We start from the raw sequence: 26430 nt of genomic DNA, 5'->3' as shown, positions 1-26430 counted from the left end.
CTCCTGTGGCGATTTAGGCAAGATTCGCGGCGGGCGGATTTGCAGACAGGGCATCCCTGCCAAGGGAAGTCTAGCTTGCCATGAGGGGTGAGAAACGTCAATCCTCGCGGCAAATGACCCAAATTACCGTGTTTTCGGCAAACCGTCGCAAGCGACGTGGCTAACTTATCAGTCCAATTCTTCGAGCCAGACGCGGAGCTCGTTTTCGTATTCGCTGGCCAAATCGCCGATCACGAGTGAACGCTGGAATTCGGCCAACCCGCCGCTGCCGGTGTCGGCATCTTCGGCACTGCCAAACCGCAACACGGGATCGGGGGAAGTGAGACGCCGGCAAATACTCATCAGCAAATCGCTGTCGGCCACGTCCTCGGGCAAGATGCGCTCAAGTCGTTGCGGCAGGGTCCACTTGGCTTCGAGCAGTTCGCCCAGATTACGTAAGCCAGCAAACAATGGCCGACCCGCCAAAACTTCGATCAACACGTAACCAAGGCTCGCCAAGTCAGCGCGCGGAGTGAATTCGTTCCGCTCGAGCATTTCCGGCGCGGCATATTGCGGTGTGCAGGTGCGCTGCTCGGGCATGTTGTCGAGCTGCAAAGCCGAACCAATGTCGACGATCTTCGGATGACCCGTGCGCTTGACCATGATATTCGACGGCTTCAAGTCGCCGTGGACAATTCGCTCGCGGTGCAGTGCAGCCAGTGCAGCGAGACAGGCACGAATAATCGCAACCGCCACGCCCGGTTTCAAACGGGGCCGCACGGGGCCGGCGGTGACGATCACGTCGTTAATATATTTCCAGCGACGATTGCTCACACGTTGTTGCACACGGGAAAACATCGCAGGGGTGAGCAAATTGTCGAGGTCGTAGCCGTCGACCCATTCCATTTCCATTACGCGAATACGGCGGCGCTCGGTGAAATTCTGAACGTCGAGCAAGTTGTCGTGCTGGATCTTGGCCACGCAGCTGGCGACTTGCGCGATCCGTTCCATCGCCAAGTCATAGCTTTGCTGGCAGGAAAAACGCTCCGGCGAAAAAACTTTCAACGCGACAGGCAGCGTAAAACCGTCGGAGCCGCGGCGGTCGGTGAGATACACCACGCCTTGGCCACCGGTTCCCAGCAACCGACGAAAGCGCAAATGCTCTGTCCAACCGATGTATTGCGTGTTGAGCAGATGCTCGTAGCGCTGATACAGCTCGTTGGGACAGCGGCGGGATTGCTCGCCATCGAAAGTGATCGTCCGCGTTCCTTGCAGGATCGTTGTCGAAGGATTCATCCGTTACCTGGGTGCATGGGATAGGAGAGTCGAGAGCTCAAGATGTGCATCAAATAAGTCATGCCGACCAGGGGGAGGGCAAGGTGGGTTGCTAACTGCCAGGCCAAAACCGACAGATTCGAGGCCCGACAATTTCATCTTAGTCAGGATCAGAGGCGAAGAAAATGATACTGTGTGCGATTGCGGGGAGTCCAGATCGCAAATTTGGCCGCATTTTCAGCGAAAACATGCGGGTTGTACGATTTTCAGACACCTTCAGAAGAGAAGAAGATCACGAGGTGTTTGGAGAGTATGACTAGCCCAGCCCGCCCAATGTGTCATCCTGAGAGAGGCTTGATCCGCCACAGGTGGAAAGGAGCTGGTGCGCGGCACGATCTCGTAGGGAAAACGTGAAAAGCTAGAAGCCAGATTCCTCGGGTCGCGCTACAACAAACATGCTGGGCCCCTCGGAATGACACTTAACGATCTACGTACTCCAGCTAAATGCTATGACACTTCACGGCGAGAACAAAATCGCCCCGTGCTCGGGGAATCCCAACTGCTTGTCCACGCGGTTGATGAGTGTTTCGCCAGCTTGCCAGCGGCGGGAGTTTTCTAGAAACAAGCGTGTCATGTCGTCGATACGACTCTTGCGCTGACCGCCGACGTGCGGGGTAATGATGAGATTGGGAATCTCCCACAGGGGACTATCCGCGGGGAGTGGTTCTTCCTCGGTGACGTCGATCGCCGCGCCCCAGAGGTGGCCGGATGTGAGAACCTTGGCCAGATCGCTTTCGACGATCAACGGCCCGCGAGCCATGTTGACGATCACAGCTTCTTTGGGCAGTAATCGCAACCGGCGTTCGTCGATCATGCCGCGGGTGAAATCGTTGAGCGGGGCGGCGAGGATGAGAATGTCGCAGCGCGGTAAAATCTCATCGAGCGTATCGGCAGGATGAAGTTCATCGACTTCAGTGGGTTTGTTCTCGGGATACCAATCGGTCGCGAGAATGGTTGTCTCGAACGGCTTGAGCACGCGGGCCAACACACGCCCATTGCCCCCCATGCCGACGATGCCGATGGTCGCGCCGTGCAGATCGCGGGTCGGGCGGCGGATAAATTCCCGCGCATCTTTGGCGCGAAAAAACGTCGGCAGGTTACGAAGTATTCCGGCCAACAGCGCCAACGTGTGATCGGCCACCTGTTTGGCGAGCACGCCCGAAGCGCTAGTCACGGGGATTTCAGAATTAATGACCGACGGCACGAGGCAGTGATCCATCCCCGCGGCAGAAGATTGAATCCACTGGAGCCGCCCTGCGGCGACCACTTCATCCCAGGGCACCGGCACTTTGGCGTGTCCACAATAGATGTCGGCCGTGGGAAGCTCCTCGGCGATGCGTTCCTGTCCCGCGTCGATAATTTCGCAGCCCGGCCAGGCCGTGCGAATTTGGGCGAGGTGGCGATCTTCTACCGGATAGCAAAGGACAATACGCATGGGAAAAATCGGGGTAAGTTGTCGAGTTTACGGAACTTTCGAGGCCGCCAGGGACTGGAGAATTCCGCAATTGTGGCCTAAAATGAGTTACTTAGGCATGTAAGAAAATCGTTCGTTATCTTGTCGCCAGCCATCCTGCTTTTCAGATATCCCACCTAAACTCTATATCCATCCCTCCGTCATTCGACGGACCGCTGACCGAGGTTTCCGATTGTGAGCGAAAACTCCACCGTTGAGAAGAACAGTTGTACGCCGACGGGCGTGAGTTGCTGCGTTTGGTCGGCGATTGTTGCGCTGGTGTTTCTGCGGCTGTGCATTGGCTGGCATTTTTTCAGCGAAGGAATCAAAAAGGTCGAGCACGACACCAGCCGCGGCGAGTGGAAGATGGTCTTCTCGGCGGAAGGATTTTTGAACGGAGCCAAGGGACCGATGGCCCCGTTTTTTCAGAACCAAGCCCCCACAACCCACAAGTGGCGCAACAACTTGGTGGTCGCCAAGCAGCTTGATCCTGCGAAGAGCGCCAAGCTCTCCGGTTGGGTGGCCAGCTACGTGAAGCGGCGGCAGGGGGAACTCAAGAGCGGCAAGCCGACCGAAGCCCAGTTCGCGGATTTTTCCCCCGCGGCAACTTGGGGCGAGCAAATTCGCGCTGATTGGCAGGACACGCTCAAACGGTTCAAACAGATTAAATCGCTGAGCAAGGAACAACTCGAAAAGGCTGACGAAGCGTTCAAAAAGCATGAGCGTTATTTGGCCGATTTTCTAGCCGAAGAAGCCCTGGCCATTGAGGCCTATCAGCATGAAATTTGGCGTTTGGAAACGGCCAAACAAACGCCCGCTTTCGATGAAGTGCCGTTTGAAATCGCCCGGGTGAGCGACCAGCAAGCCACGGTCGACCGGACCCCCGGCAAGTGGGTGGCCCAGGCAAAATCGCTCGATGAGGGTTTTGCTGACGAACTCCGCGGGATTTTGACCGTACCAGAACAGGAATCGCCGCTAGCTAACCAGGTTGACGCGGCGGTTGCCAATCCCGAAGTGACGCGACTCAATCGCATGAACGTGCTGATCACGTGCGTTGTGACGGGGGGGGGCATTTGCTTGATGTTGGGACTTTTCACGCGCGTGGCCGCGGTGGTCGGCGCTCTGTTTTTGTTGTCCGTGATGGCTTCGCAACCCCCGTGGGTCGCGGGAGCCAACGCGATGTTTTTCTACTATCAATTGGTCGAATTCGCGGCCCTCATCTATCTCGCGGCCATCGGCGCGGGGCACTGGGCGGGGCTCGACTTTATTATCCAGGGACTGTGGAGCAGACGCCAAGTCACTCCAAAAAGCAGTGCCCAGGGAGTTAACGCATGAATCTCACCCCCGAAGAAAAAGCCGTCGGTAAGCAAAACTTTCAAGAAGCGACCGGCTACAATCTGAACGCCAATCGCCGCGACTTCCTCAAGGGAGCGCTGGTCGGTGGCGCCGTCACCGGTGCGTCGCTGGGGGCCATGTATTTTGGCTACGGCTCGATCAAGAACGACCGTTTGCGGGTGGGGATCATCGGCACGGGAGATGAAGGGGGCGTGTTGATCGGCGCGCTCAATCCGGAATACATCGACGTGGTGGCCATCGCCGACATTCGTCCCTACAACATCCACCGCGCGTTTTATGGCGATCTTTCGAGCCCCGGCACCGCTAAGGCCCGCCCGGGCTTGTGCAGTGTTTATGGTTGGAAGGATCAAGCCGAGGGTGAAAAGAACGTCAAGATTTATTGCCAAGAAAAAGGTCAAACCTACGACGAGCTGATCAACGATCCCAACGTCGAAGCTGTGATTATCGCACTGCCATTGTGGCTCCACGACGTGGCGGCGATCAAGGCGATGCGTGCTGGCAAACACGTGCTGACCGAAAAACTGATGGCTCACAGTGTACGCCAATGCAAAGAGATGGGCCGCGTCGCGAAAGAAACCGGCAAGATACTCGCCACCGGTCATCAACGGCATTACAGCATTCTCTACGCCAATGCGGTCGATCAAATTTCCAGCGGTCTGTTGGGCTACGTGCATCACATTCGCGCCCAATGGCATCGCGACAACCTGCCGGGCAACGACAGTTGGCAACCGGCATTGCCGACGAATGTTTTGTCGCCCAGCGAATTCGCCGAGATGGAGCGCGCGGCAAAAAACAGCGGCGGCGATGCGGCACTCGCTGCTTTGCGGAACGAATACAAATTGCTGCGTGAACTTCACGCTTGGACCAAGCAACGCGATCAAAGCTCCGGTGCAGCTGCGGAGGAATGGGCTCTTAAAGTCGCGCAGAAGCGTCAGCAACTCGAAGACGCCCAAGTGGATGCCGCCGCTTATGGTTACGAAAGCCGGATGCTCACCGAGCTCAACCGCGAGCGGACTCCGCTTGAGGAACTGATCCGCTGGCGGTTGTGGGATCGCACGGGCGGGGGTTTGATGGCGGAACTGGGAAGCCATCAACTCGATGCGGCGAGCATTTTCATCAGTGCCCAGAATCCGGCCCATGAAAAAGTCTTGCCGCTGAGCGTCACGGGCAACGGCAGTCGATCCTTGTTCCCCGCCGACCGCGACGTCGATGACCACGTTTACACGATCTTTGAATATCCGGCCAAGGGTTATTACAAGGAAGGCTTCAAGGGCGAGGTGGCCGATCCCAGCAAGAAGACGATCGTCACTTACTCGTCGATCAACGGCAATGGTTACGGCGGTTACGGCGAAGTCGTGCTTGGCACGCAGGGGACGCTGATCCTCGACCGCGAGCAGGAAGCGATGCTGTTCAAGAAGTCCGACACGGCCACAAAGATTTCCGTGACTGACGGCGGCTCGAAGATGGATACTTACGAAACAGGCGGCGGACAAGCCGCGGTCGCCGAAGCGGCGCTGCCCAAGGACGTCAGTCGCGGTTACAAAGAAGAGATCGAACATTGGGCCTGGTGCATTCGCAATCCCGACCCCGCCAATCAGCCCAAATGCCCACCCAAGGTGGCACTCGCCGACGCGGTGATCGCACTGACCTCGAACATCGCGATGAAGCAAAACCAACGCATCGACTTCAAGCCGGAATGGTTCGACATCGACAGCGACGAAACCCCCGAAGGCCAAAAGCCGCGGAAGCTGAGCGAGTTGGTGTAGGGGTCAAAAGTCGGAATGGCCAAACATTGATTCCAAATCTCGCGAGCCATGCAGAACGCGAATGATTTTTAACTCGTTTTTAATGACACGGTAAAAGATCAAGTGGTTCTTGAATCCACTGATTCGCCAAACTCTTGTCCCTTCGAGAAGTGGATTGGGGTTAGGGGCAAACCTTGCCGACAAATGGTGATTGTTTGAGGAAGTTAACGGTTTTATCAAAAGCGTTGAGAAAGCGAATCGCCAAGTCATCGCTTTGTGTTTGCAAATACACGGAACAGGATGCCAAGTCCACTTCCGCATGGCTCGTGTACTTACAAGTAAGCATTACGAGTGCTTTCCTGACGAACGATCCAAAACTTGCTGTTTAAGTCTCGCAAGTGACTCTGCATTCCATTCATACGACGACTCGCTGTTAATTCCTTCTTCCAAAAGCTTCTCAAGCTTAGGACTCTTCCAAATGGAATTAAGCTCTTCTCGAGATAATTGGTCGGCCTGGACAAGAGCATGAAAATAATCGTCAACGGATGGGAATCTTCCCGACGACACTTGTGCGCCTGCAAATTCAGCTGCTGCATCGGGCAAGTTAATTTGAATTTCCGACATGGAACACTCGGCTCTGGAGATTCGTTACCAAATCATTCACTGCCATTATACATCAATCCCAAACCACCGCAGGACTGGCCCGAAGAACGCCTTGGCTCCGGCGTCGACGCCGTGGACGCTGTCCCACACGTGCGAGCCGAAGCCTACTTGTGCGAGGACGTAGCCGCCCAGCGCGATCTGGCCGATGGCGATATGCCCCGTCACAAATTGGCCGAGGCCGAAGTACGCGCCGATTCCCAATTGGCCGATGGCAACAATCCCCGTGGCGGCTTGGCCTAAGCCCAGGCCCAAGCCAATGGCAAGTTGGCCGATCGCGATGATTCCCACCGAGGCATGGCCGATGGCGATCACGCCTCTTGCGAGCCGGCCGACCGCGATGAAACCGTGGGCGACGATTCGCCTCCCCGTCTCAGGGCACTTGCCGTAGGTGTAGTGAAGAATCGGCAGCGGGCCGATATAGCCGTGTGATTTGAACTCCTCGAATCGCGCGCCGCTGGGATAAACATATCTCCGCCACAGCCCCAGGGCGGTTTCCTCCCACTGATATTCGATCTCCTTGAACAGCAGGTTGTCGTTGGCCCCGAGGGCACCGGCATTGGCGGTCATGCGTCGAATCTCCGCGATTATGATTTCGTGTTGTTCGCTATTCGCCGGGGAGGATGGAATCTTGGAGAAAATTTTTGTCATTCTGAGGGAGCCTAGGCGACAGAAGAATCTAGCTTCCTGACCTACGCGTCTTCAATACGTGAGGGTACTACAGGCCAGATCCTTCGGTCGGCAAGCCTCTCTCAGGATGACTCCCCTGGTTCAAAACCGCCTCAACCCAGCGATCCAACGAGCCAGCGCTGCGCGGGTTTTGGCGTCGAGAAGCTGGCCTTCGTCGGTTGCCGCGGGGCGTTCGAGGATGCTCACTGCGAACCCTTTCTCGCGAAGCTGCGTGATGTCTTGCTTCACGAGGGGGGCAAAGCTTGAATTCGCCGGCATGATGGTCAGTAGCGACAACTGATTCGATGGCGAGTTGTCGGGGATCTTCAGCGTACGGGGGAGGGGGGCATTGTCGGCAACCACGCCGCTGAATTCGTCGGCCCGCCGCAGCCCCAGGGCATAGGCTACTTGGCCCGCCTTGCCGCTGCCGGCGATCACGGTCCGCAGTGGGTCCGCGTTGAATTTTCCCTTCGCCATGCGCACCAAGTTGTCGAGATATTCCAAGTCTTCAAACTGCCAACCATCTTCGCCACTCGGTCGCGGCATCAGCAGCACCAAGCCTTGCGCATCACATACGGCTTGCCAAGACTTAGCCAGCGCCGTTTCTTCTTCCTCACCTTTCTCGGGAAGCCAAACCAGCAGTCCGGGCTGGTCCGGTTTGCTATCGGGCGTAAGAAACTTGGCCTCTTGCGGAAATTGCGGCAGCTTCAAGGTTTCCAGTTCACGCGGCTCGGCAGGTTTGAGCGAGCCCTGTTGATCGAGATCGACGCTCGTCAGGATGTTGTCTGGCAGAGTCGTGAGCTCGGTCGAGAGTTCCCGCTCTTTGTCATCACGCATGATCGTGAGCTTAGTTTCTTCCTCGGGTTGCAAAGCTCGCAGGGTAGCCATCGCCGCGGGAAGATGTGCGATTTCCGTGTCGTTGATTTTCGTCAGCCGATCGGCAATTTCAACACCGGCGCGGGCCGCGGGCGAACCGGGCCACACGTGGGCCACGACGACTCCCTTGTCTTTCGCTTTTTTCTGCTCGGCTTTCGGCAAGATGCCCAAGAACGCATGCCGATAGGGCGGCAACTCACCGGCGAGCGTGATGTCGGTGTCGAGTTCTTCCGCTTTGTCTCCTTCGCCGCGGCGCAAGGAAATCGTGAGCGTGTCTCCGGCATAAAGCGGCTTAGTCAAGAACTGAAGCTGCGATTGCGTAGCAACACTTTTGCCATCGACCGCGATGATTGTGTCACCCGTCTGCCAATCCGCCTCAGCCGCGGGGGAACCGGGCCACACGGTATGAATCACCGGAGGTTCGACAAACGGGCTACCCGCTTTCAGGGCCACGCCCAGTTTGCCGGGAAGCAAATCTTCGCCTTCCTTCCACCGGTCGAGCGTCGTGAGGACATGCTCCAGCGGAACCGCAAAGCCAATGCCCGAGTCGTAAAACTCGGCGCCGGCGACTTCGCTTTCCGCCCCAGCGCCCGCAGGTTGCGGTGACATGGGAACGAGTACTCCAAACACGCGGCCGCGAATATCGACCAAAGGTCCGCCATAGTTGGCCGCGGAGACATTAGCATCGGCTTGCACCACGCGGCCATGCATACGGTTGAGCGCGCTGATAATGCCGAGCGACGTATCGACTTTGTCCGTCTGAAACGTGCGGCCCAAGGCCAGGGCCCATTGCCCCACGGCGATCTCCCGCTCAGGAACAAACGTCGGCACGGGGAGTTCGTCCTCGGCTTCAACTTTCAGCAGCACCAACATGCGATTGAGATCGCGGGCCACCAATTCGGCGGGGAGTTGCTTGCCACTGGGATGCGTCACAAGAATCGAACTCGGGCGTTGAGCGAAGTTGAACGCGCTCGACACGATGTAGCCATCGGGGGTCACGATCAAACCGGTTGATGGGCCTTGCGAGACAGTCGTTTCGCCGATGCGCTCAAAGCCACCCACCGTCCGAATCTGGACGACCGAATCTGCAACCGCTTGGGTGGCTTGGTTGATGGCTTGTTGTTCGAGAGCGTAATCGCGATCCGCCGCAAAACTAGCAGTCGCAGTAAGGGACAACGCCAACATCACGAAAAAGGCTTTGCAATTCAAGGCGCGGCCTCCTCGGAATCTTCCGCGGTGGGTTCGTCTGTGCTCGTTTCTTCTGCTGGCGAGTTTTCAGAAGTTGCAACAGGTTCTTCCGCGAGTTGCAAACTCGTCTCGACAATCGCGCCGTCACGCAGCACAACCAGATCGATTTCCTCGCGCTGATCGTGATAAGACAATTCTTCAATAAGCGCCCGGCAGGAAGCAATTTGCTTGCCCGCGGCGAACACGATCAAGTCATCAGGCCGTAAGCCAGCTTGCTCGGCACTCGAGCCTTGCCGCACGGCGTCTATGTAGGGAGGCGTGAGCCGCAATACATCGGGAATCAAACGGATACCGAGCAATTCAGGGCTCAGCGATTCCTCGGGAAGTTGCGACGGCGGTTCCACATTATTCGCGCGACCGGCAATCATGTTGTCGACGCTTTCGGCGAAACTCGTCACCGGCAAGGCATAGTTGAGCCACGTGCCCGTTACGCGGCTTTTGAGTTCTTTGCCCAACAGGCCCAAGAGTTCGCCCTGCCAGTTGACCAGCGCCCCACCCGTTGCGCCGGGGTTGTTGGCATATGCATCGGTGATGTAGACATTTTCACGGTAAGTCGTGGCAAACGAACCACGGCGCGCATCAAGCGGTGCGATCGCGGTGATCATGCCTTGCAGCACGCTCACAGGTTCATCACCCGCGGCAATGCCGTACAAATTGCTGAGCGCCATCACTCGCTCGCCGATGGTGACTTCGGGCTTCTGCTTCAAATCGAAGTAGGGAACGGTTTCCCCTTCTTCGAGCGGCAGTTTCAAGAGCGACAGCTCACGCAAGGGATCTGTCCCCACACGCTCGGGCAAAAACTTACGCCCATCATCAAGCACCACCGCCAAGTCATCGGTATCAAGCACATAGCTCAACGTGGTGAGCACATGCCCTTCGGGCGAAACGATGATGCCGGATTGATAGGACTCCATCTGTCGCAATCCGCCCGCACCATAAATCTTGACGACTTTCTGCTGAGCTTGGCGAATGACTTTGTGGAGATCTTGAGCCTGTAAATCGCCGATGATGAGCAGCGTTGCCAACCAACAAATCATTTTGCAGACGGCACGGCTCATCAGTTGGTCGCCTCCGGGGCAGGGGCCGCGTTATCAATCTGCCAGGAAGTAATCTGCAAGTCGGCAAACTTCTTGTCGCCGTGACGTACTCGCCACCGCTTGGGCAAACGCTTACCGTTGACTTCACCGTACTCTGAGAAATGAATCACGCAGGGGTCGGCATCATCGGACGGCGACATCTCCAGCCCCACGAGCTCACCCGTGGCCGGTGAAAAGAGTTGACGGAATTCGAGACCAGCATGATAGCCGACCAGGCAATCAACCAGTTCGCCATTCTCACCCAGCGGCAATTGCCCGAGATAAAACACTTCGCCGAACTTCTGCAGGCCTTTGTCGAACATCCGCTGCCATAGATGCAGCGACAATAACAACCCACCAGAGCCAGGGGGGCTGAGTTGTGTGTCGAGATCACCGGCGAACACCGCGCCAAACTGGCCCGTGGGCAAACGCATCTCCGCGCGGTCAGGACCAATCTTGAGCGTGAACTCGCCATCCTTGGTGGTGCCAGCAAGTTGCCAACTCATGCCCATTTGTTCCAGATGATTTTCAGCACGAAACTTGTTCCAAAGTTCCTCTTGCTTCTGCCGGTTGTACCAATAGTTGGCATAGCCGCGAACTTCTTCGTAACGCGCTTTCACCGCGGCAGGCATTTCGGGCTCTTTCTTGAGCAGCTTGTGCAGATCGGGAATCATGCCCGGCTTTTTCTCTTTGCCTTCCTTGGGCTCTTCCAACGGATCGTCAGAGGGCTGTTTCTCCTCCGAGGGCTCCATAGGCTCCGCTTCTTGCTTTTGAATCATGTCGATCAGCTGCGCGGGGTCATGTACGCCAGGCAGTCGCACAGTCACCTTGTGATTCTGACCGTCGCGGCGATAGGTGAGTGTTGTCACCCAATCACGCGGGAATGTACCAAGGGCAGTCTTGAGCGCATTGGCCGTGGTAATTTCTCGGCCGGCGAACTCCACGATTTCGTCACCATAGCGCAAGCCACGGCGATAGGCGTCGCTGGTTTCCAGAATATCGTCGACCACAACGCGGCCGATCTCGCCGGTACTCACGGTGAAGCCCAGCGAGGCATGATCGACGATCCGTCCCGCTTCAAGGTGCGAGAGAAATTTCTTGATCTGATTGATCGAAATAGCATAACCGACGCCGACGTTCACACGGCCACGCTTTTCAAACGAGCCACGGCCGTTGATGCCGATGAGTTTGCCGTCGGCATCGAACAAAGCGCCACCGGAATTGCCGGGGTTGATCGCCGCATCGGTTTGCAGACAGTCGGCGTATTCCAGCAGCGTGCCGGCGGGATACTGATAGCGATGCACACCCGAGATAAATCCATAGCTGACGGAAGGAGTAAAATCGTCGGCCAATAAAAACGGATTGCCAATCGCGAAAGCCCAGTCGCCGACGCGCACCTTGTCGCTATCGCCCAGCTCCGCCGTGGGAAAATCATCACGACCGAGCAATTGAATCAAGGCGACGTCGCCCACGGGATCTAGGCCCACGATCACTGCATCATAAAGCTGGCCATCGTTGAGTCCGCATTTCATCGTCGCGCCACAGGGGGCTGTGACGTGAAAATTGGTGAGCGCCAAACCATCAGGCGTGATCAACACGCCTGAACCACCCCCTTGGCCGCTCGACTCAAATATGGCGACCGCGGCGGCTGAGGCCCGCTTCACGACTTCCACGCGCTCGGCTTCGGTGGCAAGCACCTGCGGATCAGGCGTGACTTCGCCACGCGCAATTCCCCCGAACGCAGCCAGCAGCAAACAACAGTTGATTAGTAGCGGGTATTTCATTTCACCAATCGTGCGTCGACCACGTGTAGCCGGTCGCCCAAATCGAGGTTCTCTCCATAGTCCACGATCAGCTTGAGTCGCTGTTTGCCGGCAATATCCAAATCGATGGCCACCGGTTCGGCGGTGCCGTCGATGGTTTGCTTGAAGACCTGGGCGCCGTCGACTTCGATTGCCAGATCAACGCTCCCCTGGGATTGGGTTTGCGGATCGATCCCCGCAATTGCCACGAATCGCCGCAGACCTCGAGGCAGTCGATATTCAAGTTCCGAGCGGCTGCGAATCGCCAACCCTTTATCGTAAGTCGTGAGCGCAGTGTTATCTTTGCCGGGCCACGAGAGCGTGAGTGGCGAACCCGTGAAGGAAATGTTCCGACGGAACTCACCGAAATTTTGAATTGATTCCGCTCTTGTGGGCAGCGCCACAAGTGGCGTCCAACTTGAGGTGAGCGGCTCAAGGTCGCTTAAATAGGTCAGCTTTCCGAGAGAGTAGTCGGCGCTGATGATATCAGCCAGCGGCAGTGTGAATTCCAATTTGCCAACGGTCGTTACGCGCAGTTCATCACCCGATTGCTCGATCTTAGCTACAGGCAGTAACGCTCCCGATACGAGTTGCAACAAACAAACCGGCTCGCCGGATTCAGCCGCTTGCGCGTGAAAATATCCCAAGGCCGCGATCTTGCTCTGTTTGACGGGAATCGTGTCCCCATCCCAGGAAAACAACACCTGTTCAGGTAGCACGTCGCCGATGATTCCCTCGAGCGTTTCGGTTTGATCGGAATCCTTCTTGGTGATCACCAGCACGTCGGCAGTAAGATCTTGCTGCCATGGTTGCGTGCCGGCTTTTAACGCTACGAACTGCACGCCGCGAATCTCTTGCGTAGGGATCGTGATCGGCTGCGGAGAGAGTGGTGTGACAATCTTGGCTTGTCGATCAGCGACTGTGAACTCTGTGAACGGAATGCGTGTGCCATCGACCAATTCGACCGTTGGCGTAAAGACCACCTTGGCCACGGGCGCGTCGACCATCCGCACGGACAGCAAATCTGCCGCTGGGATCGTCGTGGCTTTCCCCTCCACTCCAACGGTCAGTTGATCACTTTGCCAATCGGTGAGTTCTCCGGTCGATTTTTTACCATCGAGCTGGGTGAACTCGACCTGCTGCGCCCATGCTGTTGATAAAAACAGCAGCGACACAATCACACAGCGGGTTAGGGGAAAAATTCGCGACATAATATTCGGCGGGGTTACTTCTGAGGCTCGTTGGTCGATTCATCGGCCAGATCGCGGAAATACTGCTCGATCAACTGGCGATAGTGGGCGGGAAATTCTCGGCCAATTTGTTGCATCGCTTCTTCACGCTCTTTGGGCGGCAAATCCCCCCAACCCGACTTGTGGCCAATGTCGCTGGGATCGACCTTGCCGGGAGCTTGCATCGCGGGGAGTTGGCTGTCTTGCATCGGTGTGGAACCTTGGGCCGCGCCACCACCGCCACTTTGTTGTTGCTTTTGTTGCTCTTCAATCTTCTTGATCATGTTGTCGAGCGAATCGGACACCCCTTTTTCGACGACTTGAACCGTCTTACCCGCTTCGCCCAATTTCAGCCGCCGACGGACGTCGTTCATGCGACGCGAAATGTGATCGAGCGACTCATCTTTAAGCCCCGCCAGATCTTGGCGGATCATCTCGGCAATTTGACGATAACGCACTGGCAGTTGATCTTCGTGTTCTAATAGTTCCACGAGCGCGACACGGCTTTGATCGGGCTCGACGATTTGATGGTAGGCCACCATTCGATAGAACAACAAGCTGGCCGGGTCGACAACATCGTCGGGCTTAATGTCCCCAACCGTTTCGAGCACTTCATCGTACATCGCTTGCTGGCCAAGCCAGCGGGCCACATACAGCCGCAGGTTTTGCTGAACGAACTCCGGCAAATCGCTGTCGCCGATCCAGCTCACGTCGGGTGCTTTGGGAATTTGCACCTCGGCATTGCTTTGTTTGACCAACTCGGCGACTTGCGGATCGAGCAGGGCTGCAGTTTCGACCACGCTATCCAGCAGTGCCGGGCCATCCATTTCTCGCAATGCCACCGACGGCCACAGCGACCGCGCTTCTTGTTTTAACTTGGCGTTGGCCTCGGATTGATCGATCCACTCGAACACCTCTCCCCGCACATCTTCATAAGCGGGCAGTTGCCAACTCGGCTCGAAGCTCAATTGCGCCGCGCGGGCGCAACCATACTCACAGAGATGAGCGTGACAACGGCCAACCAAGTTTTGTCAGTGTGCGAAAACATGTCTGTTATCGATTGGTGCCTTGATCCAAGTCGCGGGTCGCTTCAAAAATCTGTTCCTGGCGTTCCGCCAAGCCATCGAGTGCTTCACGGAGCTCTGGTTCGAACGTGCGGTCTTCGAGAATGATCTTGTCGTAAAACTCGGTGCGGTCGTTCACGCGGTTTTGCAATGCCCGAATCATACGCAATTCAGCCAACTGGTCTACCAGAGCTTGCTCGCCGGGCTCGCCACCCCCACCTTGCTGCGAGGCCTTCTGCTCGCGCAGTTCTTTGAGTGCTTGCTGCAATGCCGCCAGCGTTTCTTCCAGCGTGGCGATGATATCTTCTTCCAGCCCCTGCGTAATCTTGTCGGGCTTCACGCGGCGTAACCGCTCGGCGACGGTCTGCATATCTTCACGGGCTTGCTGCAACGCTTCAGGAAACGCCACCGACGTGCCATCTTCGCGGAGCAGCACCAGCGCGCGATCGGCTTCGTTGACGATTTGATCTTCCTTGCGGCCCAAGCTTGCACTCGCGATTTCCAGTTCATGATGAGCGATCTGCTTAGTGGTTTGGTCCAACTTCACCGTCTCGTCATAAACTTCGTTCTGTGCGTCGAGCATCTTGCGAATCCGGGCTTCCAACAGCACGAGCATCCGCTCCATTTCTTCTTCACGCAGTTGCCTGAGGATTTTTTCGAGTTCGGCCTTGGCTTGCTCAAGTTCCCGCAGCGCGGCTTCTTGCTCTTCAACGGCCTTTTCGCGTTCCGCTTTTTTCAAGCGTTCTTCCGCCTGCTTCATCTTTTGTTGAGCTTGGCGAAGTTTTTGAACCGCTTTTTCACCAGGGCTTTGTGATTTTTGTTGCTCTTGGCTCTCTGACGATTCGCCGCTTTCGCCCGATTCGCCGGGCTGACCTTGAGATTCGCTCGGCGAACCCTGGGATTGGGAATCGGAGGGCTTGGAGTCTGAGGGCTGTCCCTCGCTCGACTTCGATTCCCCGGGTTTTAATTCACCTGATTCTTTCGAGTCGGATTCGCCCGGCTTGGGTTCACCCGCTTGTTGTTCGCCCGGCTTTGACTCCGATTCGGATTTCTCACCGGCTTGGCCTTCCTTGGATTCGGAGCCGCCGGGTTTTTTCTCTTGAGATTCCGATTGCTCGCCTGGCTTTCCTTCTTTTGATTCGCCGTTCTTTGATTCCGATTGCTCTCCCGGCTTACCGTCCTTGGAATCGGATTCGCTTGGTTTGCCTTCAGCGGATTTGCCGTCGGAATTCTTGGCGTCCGACTCTTTGCCTTCTGAATCAGCTTCCGAGGAGTTGTCTTTTTCGCTGACTTCGGTCTCTTCGATCTTGTTGCCCAGCTGTTTGGTATTGTCGGCCGTGCGATCTTGTTCGTCGCTGAGCTCTTTTTCGTTATCGCCACCCGCCGTGCGAGCGCGAATTCCGCGTTGCTGGCGAATCACTTTGTTGAGTTCCGCCAGATACTTGCTGATGCGTTGCCGCTCGGATTCGATCTGCCGATCGCGATCTTCTTGCAACAACAATTCGAGCATCGCTTGCAGATCGGATTGCAAGGACGTTTGACCATCGTTCGCTTTGCTCAGATCGTCGGTCTTAAGCGCTTCGACGATGGCTTCAAAGCGGCCTGGCAAATCCTTTTCGCGGCTGCGGGCTACGAGTTGTTGCAAAAGCTCCGCACGGCGAGGTTGCGTCGCTTTCGACATTTCCGCCAGCCGACCGGCCAACAGTTCCAAGCGGTCGTAGCGTTCGGAGAGGGATTGCTCTTGCATGGCCAGGTCCGATTTCTGTTTTTCTTCTTGAGCGAAGAGTGGACCGACCGCGACCGCGAGCGTGAGCATGAGCGCCACGCTCATGCAAAAGAATCGCCAGTGATTGAAAACTTGGATCATCGGTCTTCGCTCTCGATTATTCCTCATCGAGCATACTACGTAGTCGCTCGCGGCGTTGGGCTCGGGTTTCTTCGCTCAATTGCTTCTGGTCTTCCACGATGCCGCGCAACAAGTCCACTAATTCATTGTAACTCTCTAGCTCCAGCATGCGGTCCAAAATGCGTTGCATAGCCGCAACAACTTCATCGGACTGGATAATTGCCGCGGAAAGCACGTCGGCATTTCCGTTACCGTCGTCGAGGGCTGCAGGGATTTTCTGGACACGTTTTTCTAGCTCGGGTATCAAATCCGCCGCCATGACCCGCAAAGGCTCAGCGATGTCGCGGCCCAAGCGTTGCGTGAGCTCTTCGGTGTTAATGCGATTGTTTTCGAGTTCGATGACAATATCTTCAAACCCTTCGGCCACGCCAAACGTCTCAAAGCCAAGTTGCGACACATTCTGCAAAACGCCCACGACCCGCAGTTTATCGCGTTCTTTGAGTTGAGCGATTTCGTCGGCACTCAACGGCTTGCCGTCCTCGCCTTGGGGATTGAGTTCAATCCGCGTGAGCAATTCGCGGGTTGAAACCATCTTTTCGTGCAACGCTTCAAACCGTTGTCGTAAACCCAACTCGCGTTTCTCTAAGAGCGATCGCAACTGTGAATCAGTCACCACGTCGAGCACAAACCGCTGGCTCGAACCGACGTGTGGTGCATCGTCTAAGTCATAGGCGTCTTGCGCTTTGACCGAGAGCGTCACTTGTTGCCCCGGCTTCAAGACGAGCAATCGTTCCTGCGTTTCGGGGTCGATTGCCGCCAAATCAAACTGCCCGAGTTCCACATTCTCGCGGCTCGTGTCGGCAATGTTTTCGAGCGGACGCCGCTGGGGCTCATGTTTATCGATCTGACCATCAATCCACGCTTCAGCCACGCCGTGGTCATCGACAATCGTGCCGACGAGCGGAATCGTCGCCTGGGGAGTGATCGCCGCGCCAATGCCGCGGAGTTGCACGGCGACCTCGGGGAGTTCATCGGGCACCATCGCGACCATCAGCCGATACGGTTCGCGATTGACGACGCCATCCTGATCGCGCAAATCAACGAGCAGAATCCGGTCTTCCTTGATCGTCGAGAGCGGGAAACTGAATTCGCGTGGCTTGTCGTTGGAAAGCTCCGCGGTAATTTCTTCTTTGGTCGCGGGGTCGTAAACGCGAACCTCTGTGAGCGGCTTGTTGACCTCGGCCTTGCAGACAATCTGCGAACCATAAGGGACTTCGACCCGCCCCGTGAACGGAATCGAACGCGGTGCCCAATCCAAATAAGCAGGGAACTCACACTCTACTGCCGTCTGCAAAATCTGGGGGCGCTCGACCACATGCAATCGCAGATCGCGAATGCGGTCATCACCGCCGATGACATCGAACGAAATATCGCCCGATAGATTTTTGAAGTCGTAACGGAACTTTTGGGCATCATCTTGCCCAGCGACCGCGGCACCGATTTGAGTCAGCGTATCGCGGCCCCGGCGACCATCGGCCAGTTCATAACGAATCTCAACTTGCTCGGGGGCAACGTGCTTGTCTGTGAGCGAAGCCAGTACTTGCAATTCAAAGTCATCGTCGCGGGCGACGTTGCGAACTCGCTCGCCATCCATTTCGTCGAAACCCGCGACCGCGAGCTGCACTTGCCGCGGCCAAAGATCATGAGACAGGGCCATCCGGTCGAGCCAGAAGTGATACGCGTTGGCACGCAGCGTAGCGAAGGCGACGATGGACCCCACGAGTGCGACCGCCGCCAAACACTTCCAGATCAATGGCTGGTACCGAAACACTCGGGTGAGCGAAACTTCTTGCAATCGGTGGCTGGCTTGGTTGCTCGTGTTGGTCAGCAATTCGCGTTGCTGCGGTGAGATGCTAAACCGGCTGTGCGCGGCTTGCAGCGTTGTGACCAAGCTTTCATTGATCTGGGGAAACGACCGTTCCAACAGCAAGGCCATGTTGTTGTCGGAGAGCCGGGCAAAGAACCGCGAGAAAAATTGCCGCCACGCCACAAAGCCGACCACAGCGGCGGCAATGGCCCACATGATCACGCGCAGCGCAGCGCTCGGTTCAAACGACCAATCCAAGAACAGAGCGATCCAAAAGGCGAGTCCCGCGGCAATCGTCGTCGCCGCAAGACCCTCGACGGCCACATATCCGCGCACGAGCAGCCGCAACCACTGCACCTTACGGGCAATCGTCTTGGGTATTGCAGTGGATAGGGAAGCGGAGGCCATACACTTTCTTACGCGAGTTTCACCAACCTACGAAGCAGCCATTCCAGGCACAATGCGCCACAAATGACGGCGAGCAAAATCTTGTTCCATCGTTCACCAAACACCGGGTCGGGCGTGCCACGCAAGGTGCGCGTCTCGGCTCGACTTTCGATGAGCTCGCCGATCGGTTTGACATCGTCGGTGCCATTCACAGCGGCGGTCAAATCTGTGTAATACTTTCCGTCCGTGCGAGCAGCGAGCGCCGCCAACAATTCATCGTTGCGTCGCGTGTGATCGAATTCCAAATCGGGAACCACCACCTGAATTCGGCGCACCAGTTGTTCGTCGACCGCATCGGGCACGGCGAGTTGAATGCGATAGGAGCCTTCCCCTTTGACGGTGAACTGCCCGATATAGTTCCCCGGTCGGCTTTTATCGGGTTGCATCACGAGAGTGCTGCTGCGGCCGCCATCTTCCACAACTTGGGCGGTGACTTGATCGGCCAGATAGGGCTCGCGGCTCGCCGACAAAAGTTGCGCCCGCACGACGACTTCATCGCCGACGGAATAACGATCTTGCTCGACAAGCAAGCGCCCCCGCGACGAACCTTTCAGCAACCGGCCTTGGCTGACATGGCGAATAAGTCGCGTGGTGAGGACTTCAAAATACGCGGGGTCGAGTGAACGCAACCGCCAGAGCTCGCCGCTTCCCAAATAAAACACACGACCGCTGCCGTAAAATTGCTCGGCCATATAAACAGGATAGTCGCCGGAAAGACTCGCGTCGGGATCACCATAGTAGCTCAGCACACGCGCCCCCGGCTTAGGACCTTTCACGGCGTAGCAGCCATATACGCCGGGAAACTCTTCCCAACGGACGCGGCTTTCGACGGCATCATCGGCGAGCCACAAAAATTCGGCTTCTTCCCCTTCGCGGGTGAACAGAATGGGCCACGGGCTCTTGCTGCCATAAAGTCCATCGTCAAGCAGAGTCAGTCGGCGTTGGAACTCGACGGGATAAAGCGCGCGGATTTTGCCGAGTTCCGGGCTTTGCGACCAACTGAGCGTATAAATCGGTCCTGCGACAACGATCAACCCACCGGCTTCTTCGGCGACCCACGAATCGAGCATTTCCACTTGCTCGGCATCGAGCAGTTCCCAATTGGGATCGAAGGCCACGATGGCGTCGTAGTTGTAAAGTTCCTCGCGGGTGCTCGGGAAACCGTTGAGAATATGATCGGCCTCTTGCGAGATGCCTCCGTCGGCGGATTGAATCCAGACGTCGACCGTCGCGTGACGATCGCGGAACAATTGATTCCGTAAGAATTGATAATCACGCGAAGCACCGCCAGCGATCAACAGCACGCGGGTGCTGGCTTCGACAACTTCCACTTCCACTTCGCGCTCATTATCTCCGGCATATTGATCCTCGCGCGGGGCCATGATGCGCAGCTCCAACGCCAAGCGGCCAATCTCCGCAGGCTCGATGGGAAACTCCACGGGCAAGATTTCCGAATCCTCGGAGAACGTGACTTGGGCTTCACCGACCAATGCGGGTACGGCGTCTTTGGATTCCGCTTCACGGGCGTAAAGCTGCACCGGCACGGTGCGGCCGGCAAAGCCTTCGCCCTGAATCATTGCCGTGACCATCGTGCGGTCCTCGGGATAAACCCGCGAGGGTGCGCTCAGTTCTTGAATTCGCAAATTGCGGCGAGGTTCGTTCGAGCCAATGCCGACGGTGTAGATCGGCACGGAAGATTGCTCGTCGCCTTCGACCAAGGAGAGTGGTTCGATGCCGCTGTTCTGCACGCCATCGGTGATGACAATCATCCCGGCGAGCGGACCTTCGCGTTGTTGATCGAGTGTCCCCTTCAAAGCGTCGCCAAGCCGAGTTTCGACGCCACGCGGTTGCAGGGCATCTTCCCAATCCAAAGGCTGCAACGCCTGTGGCGAAACACCAGCCGTTTCAGCAGGCTTTTCCGAAATATCGGTGCCGCGATCCCAACTGCGAATCTGCCGCAAGTCGCGGTCGAACGTGGCGAGTGAAACCTTGTGCCGTTCGCGCAACGATTTCACCAGCGGCGACTCTTCAAGCGTTTGCGCGACCGCTTCGCCACGGGTGAGCGGCTGCCGACTTTCGGCATTCACGTCGGCCACCGACATGCTTTGGCTGGTGTCGACAAGCAATACGACTTGCGAATCGGAAACGATTTGTTGATCGACCCGCTTTTCGAGACCCAGGAAAAACAGGATTGCCCCGGTCCACGCGATAATTCGCAGCACGGGGAAAACTAACCGCAGGGCAGGGGAGAGCGTCGAACTTTCGCGGCGGTAGAGCCACACGATATAGGCCGCGATCAACACGGCCAGTACGGCCAGCAACGCCCAAAAGATGCGCGGATCGTCGAATTGCGTGAGTCGCCGAAATTCGTAGGTCACGAGTTCACGTGTAGGTGCCGTCGCGTCACTTGCCGCGGCAAACAGCAAATTGATGGGGAGCGTAGGGATCATGACCGGCTCCCCACGGGGCTGTGATAGCTCACTTTGTACGCCAGCCACTGCTCGGCGAGGAGTACCCCCAACAAAAAGAGCAGCATCGTGTCGCCCAAACGGTAACCGGCGAGCTGATCATCGGCGGCGGTCATTTGCGAGGCCAACGAAAATTGGTAGTCGATCCCAGTGAGTTCGCTGGCCAAGGCCGCGCGATCCATGTGGTGCACGTCGCCTTCGCCATTGGCCACATTGACGGCGACCAAATGGCTCGCGGGGGCTTGCTGCCGGGGCTGCAAAGCGAATTGCCAAACGCCGCTCACCTGGCCGCGACCAGCATCGACCACATAACGACCATCTTTCGCTTGCGGGGTGAGCGTCACGAGCGCATCGCTCGCGGGCGTGCGAACCTGCACTTCGGGTTCGTAATCATCTTCCGGCAAATCAAACGCGATGTCGCTGCCAACCTGCTCGACGTCGGCTTCGCGCTCCCCTGCGGTCAGGTATCCGGCCAGTTCATTGGCAACGACCGGAAAGACGGGATTCAAACTCCAGTTGCTCCACACGCCAAGGTCCGTCGATTTGGGCGACAACTTGCTCAGCTGCACAACGACGCGGCCCGCGCCGTATTTTTTTTCCACCACGAAGGGGGCTTCGTTCTGCAAGCGGGCGATCACACGGACGTCGGGATTGTCCGCCGAAGTTTGCGGCGCGGTCGCGTAATACAAGTTCACTTGAGCGACCGACAAAAAGCTGTTGCGCTGGCCGGCAAAAATCCGGAACACGGGGTGATCGGTCACCACCACATCGGGGGTCTCTTCCGCACCGTCGCTCAATAGTTGGGATGGCACATCCAATGGAACCGGCATCAAGCCCGTGCCATCGCGATAAAGATGGTCGTTATAAAACGCGCGTTGAGATTCCGGGCCGAGGAAGATGGCTAGGCCACCGCCTTGCTTGACGTAATCTTCCAACGCAGTCACTTCGGCATCGTCCAGGCGGGGGACATCGAGCAAAAAGATGGCCGCGAATTTCTTGAGCTCGTCGTGATCGCGCAAAAAGCTGGGGGGCTCGACCCGTGGGCTCCAACCCGGTTTGCTGGAACCGGGACTCAACGCGGTCCGCAAATAGTAGCCGTCATCCCCTGCGGGAGAACCGTCGATCAGCAACAAGGGAAATGTGTTGGGGACATCGCAGGCGAAGAACCGCTTGTTGTCGGTAGTGACCGCGTCGCTGGCGATTTGGGCTTCGAGTTCATGCGGGCCCGCGGTGGGAAATGCCACTCGAAATCGTCGTGTCACTTCTTCCCCAGGACCAATTTCATCGAATTCCACCGCAGGCAGTTTATGACCGTCTTGCGAAATGCTCACCGGCACGGCCACGGCGGCTTCATCGCCATAGTTGGCCACCGAAAGCAGCATCCAAGTTTCGACGCCAGCCGCGCGGATGCCCGACTCGGGTTCCAGTTGCGTGATCGCCAAATTGGGCCGCGTTTCGTCGATCGCTTGCACGAGATGCAGATCGGAAACCTGTTCGCGGAGCTCGCCTAACACTTGTTTGGCTTGAGGATTGTTGGCCCACTGGCGATTGCGGAAGTCGGAAATCAAATACACGATCTTCGATTCCGCGGTCGTGGCGGGCAGTCCCAGCACGGCTTGGATGACTTCCACTGGCCCCACGGCTGTTTCACTCGCGGTCGTTCTTTCCAGCAGCGAGTTCACCTGATTGAGCGTTTCGCGATCGAGCGGTTTGTCGGAAAACTCCAGCCCTTGCCCGGCGGTGGCGTCGGCAGCTTGCGAAAATCGCATCAGCGTGAGTTTCTGACTGCCGCCACTCGCGGTGGCTTGCTCGAGAATCTCGCCGACGGCTTGCTTGGCTTGATCCCAAGCGCTCGTGTCCTGCCAGCGGTCAGCCATGGAATAGGTATCATCGAGCAGCACGACGTGATGCGTCTGACCTGTTCCCAGCAAACTGCCCCATTGCGACATCAACACGGGCCCAGCGAGCATCAATACCACGAGCAAAATCGCCGAGGTTCTCAGCAGCAATAGCAGCAGTTGCTTAAGCCGGATCCAATTCTTATTGCGTTTCTGGCTTTCGAGCAGAAAGTCCATCGCCGCCCATTCGACGCGCTGATGCCGACGCAGGTTAATCAAATGGATTAACAGCGGCGCGGCCACCAACGGCAGACCGATCCAAAGCAGCGATTGAAACAAAAATGACAACGAACAACTTTCTAAAACGTGATTCTCAGACCGATCGCGTGCGTTCCGCGGCCAATCGATGACTCAAAAACGCCGTGAGAGCCGCGTCAAGCGGGGCACTCGTGCGCACCAATGCGTAGTCGACCTCGTTGCGGGCGCAGCCTCGCCGCAACTCGGTCAGAAATTTTTCTAGTGCCGCAAGATAACCTTCACGCAACGCCCGCGGATTACAGTTCAAATGGTCGGGAATTTCTAAACCCTCGAAGCGTGTTGGCCCTTCAAACGGAAAATCCAACTCGTCATCGTCCATGACGTGTAGAACCATCACGTCATGCCCACGTTGTCTTAAGAGCCGCAGGCCACGTAATGTTGATTCCACTTCTCCCAATAAATCAGAAACGACCACGATCATGCCCCTACGTGGCGCACTCTCAGCGATTTCGCGCAAGATCGTGCCCGCGTCGGTTTTATTTTGCGGCTTCGTGGCATCAAGCGTTTTGACAATCGAATACAAATGCTGCCGGGTGCTGTTAAGCGGCGAACGCGCGCGAATCGTGCTATCGAACGCTACGCACCCCACGGCGTCGTGTTGCTTGAGCAATAAATAAGCTAAGCTCGCAGTCACCGTGGCGGCATACTCATATTTATTGAGCGGACCGTTGCCGTACTGCATGCTGGCCGACACGTCCACCAGCATCGTGACCCGCATGTTCGTATCTTCTTCAAACTGTTTGACGTACAGCCGATCTTGCTTGGCCCAGGCCTTCCAATCGACGTGCCGGAGATCGTCGCCGGGGGTGTACTGCCGGTGCTGCAAGAACTCGACTGATTGTCCGAAGTAGGGACTCCGGTGCATACCGCTCAACAGGCCTTCGACAATATGTCGGGCGCGGAGTTCCAGACGGCTGATGCGTCGGATCGCTTCAGGATGCAAAAATCGCTTGGAATCGGGCGTCATTGGCCAACTCATCCTCCTGTGTCGGCGTCGAGGCAAGCAAAGAATCGATCACGTCGTCGGAAGAGACCCCGTCGCTCTCAGCGGCGAAGTTAACGACGATGCGGTGGCGAAGCACCGGCTTGGCGAGGGCTTGAATGTCGGCCACGGTCACGTGCGAACGGCGATTCATGAGCGCCCGTGCCTTGGCTCCGATGATAAGAAACTGCACGGCCCGCGGTCCCGCGCCCCAGGCCAGCTGTTCAGCGACGAATTCGGGAATGCCCTTCTCGCCGACGCGCGTTTGCCGCACGAGCGACAATGTGTAGCGAATCACGTGATCCGAAACTGGCACTTCGCGGACCAGTTTTTGAAGGGCGATAATTTCGTCGGGCGAGACCACTGGTTTTACCGAATCGTTCATGGTCGTCGTTGTTCGCCGTGCGACTTCAAATTCTTCGTCGAACGTCGGATAGGTCACCAACACCTTGAACATGAAGCGGTCTTGTTGCGCCTCGGGGAGAGGATAGGTCCCTTCCTGTTCGATGGGGTTCTGTGTGGCCAGCACAAAGAACGGATCGGAAAGCTGATGACGCACGCGGCCGACGGTCACCTGGCGTTCCTGCATCGCTTCGAGCAAGGCCGCTTGTGTCTTGGGGGGCGTGCGGTTGATTTCGTCGGCCAAAATAATGTTGGAAAACAGCGGGCCTTCGAGAAAACGCAAATTTCGTTCGCCAGTCGAGCGATTCTCTTCGATGATGTCGGTCCCCGTGATGTCGGCGGGCATCAGGTCGGGCGTGAATTGGATGCGGCTGAACGATAGGTTCAAACTCCGCGCGAGCGTGCTGATGAGCAACGTCTTGGCTAGCCCCGGCACACCTTCCAGCATGCAGTGTCCGCGGCTGAACAGGCTAATCAGCAGCTGCTCTACGACTTCATCTTGGCCGACGATCACTTGGCTGAGCTGATCGCGAATCCCGTCTATCGCCGCGGCCAAGCGTTCGATGACCTGACCATTTCCATTTGCCGAATCAAGAGAACTCATCCGGATATGCCTCTTCCTATTCACGCCTGTTGCGTGGCAATTAACGTTGATAAATCGGTAAACAAGCCTTATCCAACTGCAAAATAATCAAATTGAGCGCCGTCGTATAAACGGGACCCACCATCCCTTGCTTCCACACCGCGACGGTTTCGTCGCCGACTTTCATTAGCTCGACTTCTCGCAGAATCCGCTGCGAAATCGTCTTGAGATACTTATCCCAGTCGTCGCCCCCTTGGCGATAGTTGACTTGAGAATAATAAAAGTGGGCGTAATGCCAATGGCCAAAGCTGTCGTGTTGGTCGGGCTGCAAATTTTTCTCACAATATTCCAACATCCGAGGCACATATTCGTCGTCATATTCGCCCGCGTTGTACAAGCAGGCGATCGCGGCGGCGGTAATCGCGGGTCGGCTGCCGCCCCCTTTGGAGCTGTACTGCACGCCCCCTTCACTGGTCGTACACTGGTGAATGTAGTTGATCGCCTTATCAATAACTTCCTTGGGGACGGGAATTCCCGCGTTACGACAACCGCGCAGGCCTTGCACTTGCGTGATCGTCGTGGAACCTTCGTCAAAACCGCTGCCGTCTTTGGCGCTCACATAGCCCCAACCTCCGGCGGCGGTCTGGGCCTGGCCGGTGAAAACCACGGCCTTGGTCAATACGCGGATCAAATCCTCGCGGCGTTCTAAATCTTCCTCCTCGCCCAAAATTTGCGAAAGAAACAGCATCGCAAACCCATGACCATAGGTATAGCGGTCGTCACCTGCATCGCCAATCAGTCCATTCGGCCGCGCGCGGCGCACGAGGAAATCAACCGCACGGCGGAGATTCTCGGAATACTTACCTTGAGTTGTGGTCGAGCCTTCGCAAAGAAAGGCAAGCCCGGCCAGCGACGTCATCGCGGCGGGATAACGGCCCTGGGCGGTCCAATGCCCCCCTTTTTCTTGTTGATAGGCGAGCCAATCCAAACCTTGCTGAACACGCTCATCGACTTGTGCTTCACTGGCTGTTTGCGCGGCCAACGCTGAATTAAACAGCGAGTTACACAACGCTAGACCGAATACGAGCGTGAGCCACGACGACGAACCCAGTGATCTGAACAGGCAGGGCATAAAACTTGGAAAAGTGATTCAGGCGGGCAATAAGGCTTCTGATTTATATCCGGAG

The 26430-nt window shown here is 56.8% G+C and carries 20 protein-coding genes; 2 read left to right on the top strand and 18 right to left on the bottom strand.

Features of this window, described 5'->3' with window-relative positions; translation table 11 throughout:
* Positions 1 to 168: 168 nt before the first annotated feature.
* Together SH678x_RS11185 and SH678x_RS11180 are read right to left on the bottom strand one after the other, a co-directional pair.
* Entirely contained in the window at positions 169 to 1275 is a 1107-nt protein-coding gene (locus SH678x_RS11185) for a serine/threonine-protein kinase (protein ID WP_496922996.1), read from the bottom strand.
* Positions 1276 to 1771: 496 nt separating this feature from the next.
* The gene (locus SH678x_RS11180) at positions 1772 to 2749 is read right to left on the bottom strand and encodes a D-2-hydroxyacid dehydrogenase (protein WP_496922995.1); all 978 of its coding nucleotides are present in this window, start codon (positions 2747 to 2749) and stop codon (positions 1772 to 1774) included.
* A gap of 213 nt (positions 2750 to 2962) precedes the next feature.
* Here SH678x_RS11180 and SH678x_RS11175 point away from each other — a divergent pair, with 213 nt between their 5' ends.
* Positions 2963 to 4102 (top strand): DoxX family protein, encoded by a 1140-nt coding sequence (locus tag SH678x_RS11175; protein ID WP_496922994.1) that lies wholly within the window; start codon positions 2963 to 2965, stop codon positions 4100 to 4102.
* Positions 4099 to 5889, top strand: a complete 1791-nt coding sequence (locus SH678x_RS11170; RefSeq protein WP_496922993.1) for a Gfo/Idh/MocA family protein — start codon at positions 4099 to 4101, stop codon at positions 5887 to 5889. Before SH678x_RS11175 ends, SH678x_RS11170 begins: the two co-directional genes overlap by 4 nt.
* Positions 5890 to 5892: 3 nt before the next feature.
* On the opposite strand, the gene SH678x_RS11165 is transcribed toward SH678x_RS11170, so the two are convergent.
* The 16 genes from SH678x_RS11165 to SH678x_RS11090 form a co-directional block, all read right to left on the bottom strand.
* Entirely contained in the window at positions 5893 to 6072 is a 180-nt protein-coding gene (locus SH678x_RS11165; RefSeq protein WP_496922992.1) for a type II toxin-antitoxin system RelE/ParE family toxin, read from the bottom strand.
* Positions 6050 to 6214 carry a hypothetical protein gene (locus SH678x_RS11160; RefSeq protein WP_496922991.1) on the bottom strand — a complete coding sequence of 55 codons (165 nt, stop codon included), beginning with the start codon at positions 6212 to 6214 and terminating at the stop codon, positions 6050 to 6052. The genes SH678x_RS11165 and SH678x_RS11160 overlap by 23 nt, the downstream gene beginning before the upstream one ends.
* Positions 6214 to 6492, bottom strand: coding sequence for a ribbon-helix-helix domain-containing protein (locus tag SH678x_RS11155; RefSeq protein ID WP_496922990.1), 279 nt, complete (start codon positions 6490 to 6492; stop codon positions 6214 to 6216). The genes SH678x_RS11160 and SH678x_RS11155 overlap by 1 nt, the downstream gene beginning before the upstream one ends.
* A gap of 45 nt (positions 6493 to 6537) precedes the next feature.
* On the bottom strand, positions 6538 to 7179 hold the full coding sequence (locus SH678x_RS11150; RefSeq protein ID WP_496922989.1) for a hypothetical protein: 642 nt from the start codon (positions 7177 to 7179) through the stop codon (positions 6538 to 6540).
* 120 nt (positions 7180 to 7299) lie between these two features.
* Positions 7300 to 9282 carry a PDZ domain-containing protein gene (locus SH678x_RS11145; RefSeq protein WP_496922988.1) on the bottom strand — a complete coding sequence of 661 codons (1983 nt, stop codon included), beginning with the start codon at positions 9280 to 9282 and terminating at the stop codon, positions 7300 to 7302.
* Positions 9279 to 10379 (bottom strand): S1C family serine protease, encoded by a 1101-nt coding sequence (locus SH678x_RS11140; protein ID WP_496922987.1) that lies wholly within the window; start codon positions 10377 to 10379, stop codon positions 9279 to 9281. The genes SH678x_RS11145 and SH678x_RS11140 overlap by 4 nt, the downstream gene beginning before the upstream one ends.
* Positions 10379 to 12181, bottom strand: a complete 1803-nt coding sequence (locus tag SH678x_RS11135; protein WP_496922986.1) for a S1C family serine protease — start codon at positions 12179 to 12181, stop codon at positions 10379 to 10381. The genes SH678x_RS11140 and SH678x_RS11135 overlap by 1 nt, the downstream gene beginning before the upstream one ends.
* The gene (locus SH678x_RS11130) at positions 12178 to 13410 is read right to left on the bottom strand and encodes an NPCBM/NEW2 domain-containing protein (RefSeq protein ID WP_496922985.1); all 1233 of its coding nucleotides are present in this window, start codon (positions 13408 to 13410) and stop codon (positions 12178 to 12180) included. The genes SH678x_RS11135 and SH678x_RS11130 overlap by 4 nt, the downstream gene beginning before the upstream one ends.
* Positions 13411 to 13424: 14 nt before the next feature.
* Entirely contained in the window at positions 13425 to 14453 is a 1029-nt protein-coding gene (locus tag SH678x_RS11125; protein ID WP_496922984.1) for a hypothetical protein, read from the bottom strand.
* Positions 14454 to 14481: 28 nt separating this feature from the next.
* Positions 14482 to 16359, bottom strand: coding sequence for a hypothetical protein (locus tag SH678x_RS11120; protein WP_496922983.1), 1878 nt, complete (start codon positions 16357 to 16359; stop codon positions 14482 to 14484).
* Positions 16360 to 16375: 16 nt separating this feature from the next.
* Positions 16376 to 18613 carry a hypothetical protein gene (locus SH678x_RS11115; RefSeq protein WP_496922982.1) on the bottom strand — a complete coding sequence of 746 codons (2238 nt, stop codon included), beginning with the start codon at positions 18611 to 18613 and terminating at the stop codon, positions 16376 to 16378.
* A gap of 8 nt (positions 18614 to 18621) precedes the next feature.
* Complete coding sequence (locus SH678x_RS11110) at positions 18622 to 21102, bottom strand: hypothetical protein (protein ID WP_496922981.1); 2481 nt, start codon at positions 21100 to 21102, stop codon at positions 18622 to 18624.
* Entirely contained in the window at positions 21099 to 23306 is a 2208-nt protein-coding gene (locus SH678x_RS11105; protein WP_496922980.1) for a BatA domain-containing protein, read from the bottom strand. The genes SH678x_RS11110 and SH678x_RS11105 overlap by 4 nt, the downstream gene beginning before the upstream one ends.
* 25 nt (positions 23307 to 23331) lie before the next feature.
* The gene (locus SH678x_RS11100) at positions 23332 to 24243 is read right to left on the bottom strand and encodes a DUF58 domain-containing protein (RefSeq protein WP_496922979.1); all 912 of its coding nucleotides are present in this window, start codon (positions 24241 to 24243) and stop codon (positions 23332 to 23334) included.
* Complete coding sequence (locus SH678x_RS11095) at positions 24209 to 25264, bottom strand: AAA family ATPase (RefSeq protein WP_496922978.1); 1056 nt, start codon at positions 25262 to 25264, stop codon at positions 24209 to 24211. The genes SH678x_RS11100 and SH678x_RS11095 overlap by 35 nt, the downstream gene beginning before the upstream one ends.
* Positions 25265 to 25304: 40 nt before the next feature.
* Positions 25305 to 26375, bottom strand: coding sequence for a prenyltransferase/squalene oxidase repeat-containing protein (locus SH678x_RS11090; protein ID WP_496922977.1), 1071 nt, complete (start codon positions 26373 to 26375; stop codon positions 25305 to 25307).
* Between the last annotated feature and the right edge of the window lie 55 nt (positions 26376 to 26430).

The sequence above is a fragment of the Bythopirellula superficialaquae genome (genome assembly GCF_059632245.1).
This window is presented reverse-complemented; position numbering and strand designations above follow the sequence as displayed.

What these genes read in the sequence shown, in the direction of transcription:
- SH678x_RS11150 (WP_496922989.1), bottom strand. Translation starts at nt 7,179, where the DNA reads ATGACAAAAATTTTCTCCAAGATTCCATCCTCCCCGGCGAATAGCGAA.
- SH678x_RS11090 (WP_496922977.1), bottom strand. Translation starts at nt 26,375, where the DNA reads ATGCCCTGCCTGTTCAGATCACTGGGTTCGTCGTCGTGGCTCACGCTC.
- SH678x_RS11110 (WP_496922981.1), bottom strand. Translation starts at nt 21,102, where the DNA reads ATGATCCCTACGCTCCCCATCAATTTGCTGTTTGCCGCGGCAAGTGAC.
- SH678x_RS11135 (WP_496922986.1), bottom strand. Translation starts at nt 12,181, where the DNA reads ATGAAATACCCGCTACTAATCAACTGTTGTTTGCTGCTGGCTGCGTTC.
- SH678x_RS11185 (WP_496922996.1), bottom strand. Translation starts at nt 1,275, where the DNA reads ATGAATCCTTCGACAACGATCCTGCAAGGAACGCGGACGATCACTTTC.
- SH678x_RS11130 (WP_496922985.1), bottom strand. Translation starts at nt 13,410, where the DNA reads ATGTCGCGAATTTTTCCCCTAACCCGCTGTGTGATTGTGTCGCTGCTG.
- SH678x_RS11155 (WP_496922990.1), bottom strand. Translation starts at nt 6,492, where the DNA reads ATGTCGGAAATTCAAATTAACTTGCCCGATGCAGCAGCTGAATTTGCA.
- SH678x_RS11170 (WP_496922993.1), top strand. Translation starts at nt 4,099, where the DNA reads ATGAATCTCACCCCCGAAGAAAAAGCCGTCGGTAAGCAAAACTTTCAA.
- SH678x_RS11095 (WP_496922978.1), bottom strand. Translation starts at nt 25,264, where the DNA reads ATGAGTTCTCTTGATTCGGCAAATGGAAATGGTCAGGTCATCGAACGC.
- SH678x_RS11100 (WP_496922979.1), bottom strand. Translation starts at nt 24,243, where the DNA reads ATGACGCCCGATTCCAAGCGATTTTTGCATCCTGAAGCGATCCGACGC.
- SH678x_RS11120 (WP_496922983.1), bottom strand. Translation starts at nt 16,359, where the DNA reads ATGATCCAAGTTTTCAATCACTGGCGATTCTTTTGCATGAGCGTGGCG.
- SH678x_RS11115 (WP_496922982.1), bottom strand. Translation starts at nt 18,613, where the DNA reads ATGGCCTCCGCTTCCCTATCCACTGCAATACCCAAGACGATTGCCCGT.
- SH678x_RS11140 (WP_496922987.1), bottom strand. Translation starts at nt 10,379, where the DNA reads ATGAGCCGTGCCGTCTGCAAAATGATTTGTTGGTTGGCAACGCTGCTC.
- SH678x_RS11160 (WP_496922991.1), bottom strand. Translation starts at nt 6,214, where the DNA reads ATGCTTACTTGTAAGTACACGAGCCATGCGGAAGTGGACTTGGCATCC.
- SH678x_RS11180 (WP_496922995.1), bottom strand. Translation starts at nt 2,749, where the DNA reads ATGCGTATTGTCCTTTGCTATCCGGTAGAAGATCGCCACCTCGCCCAA.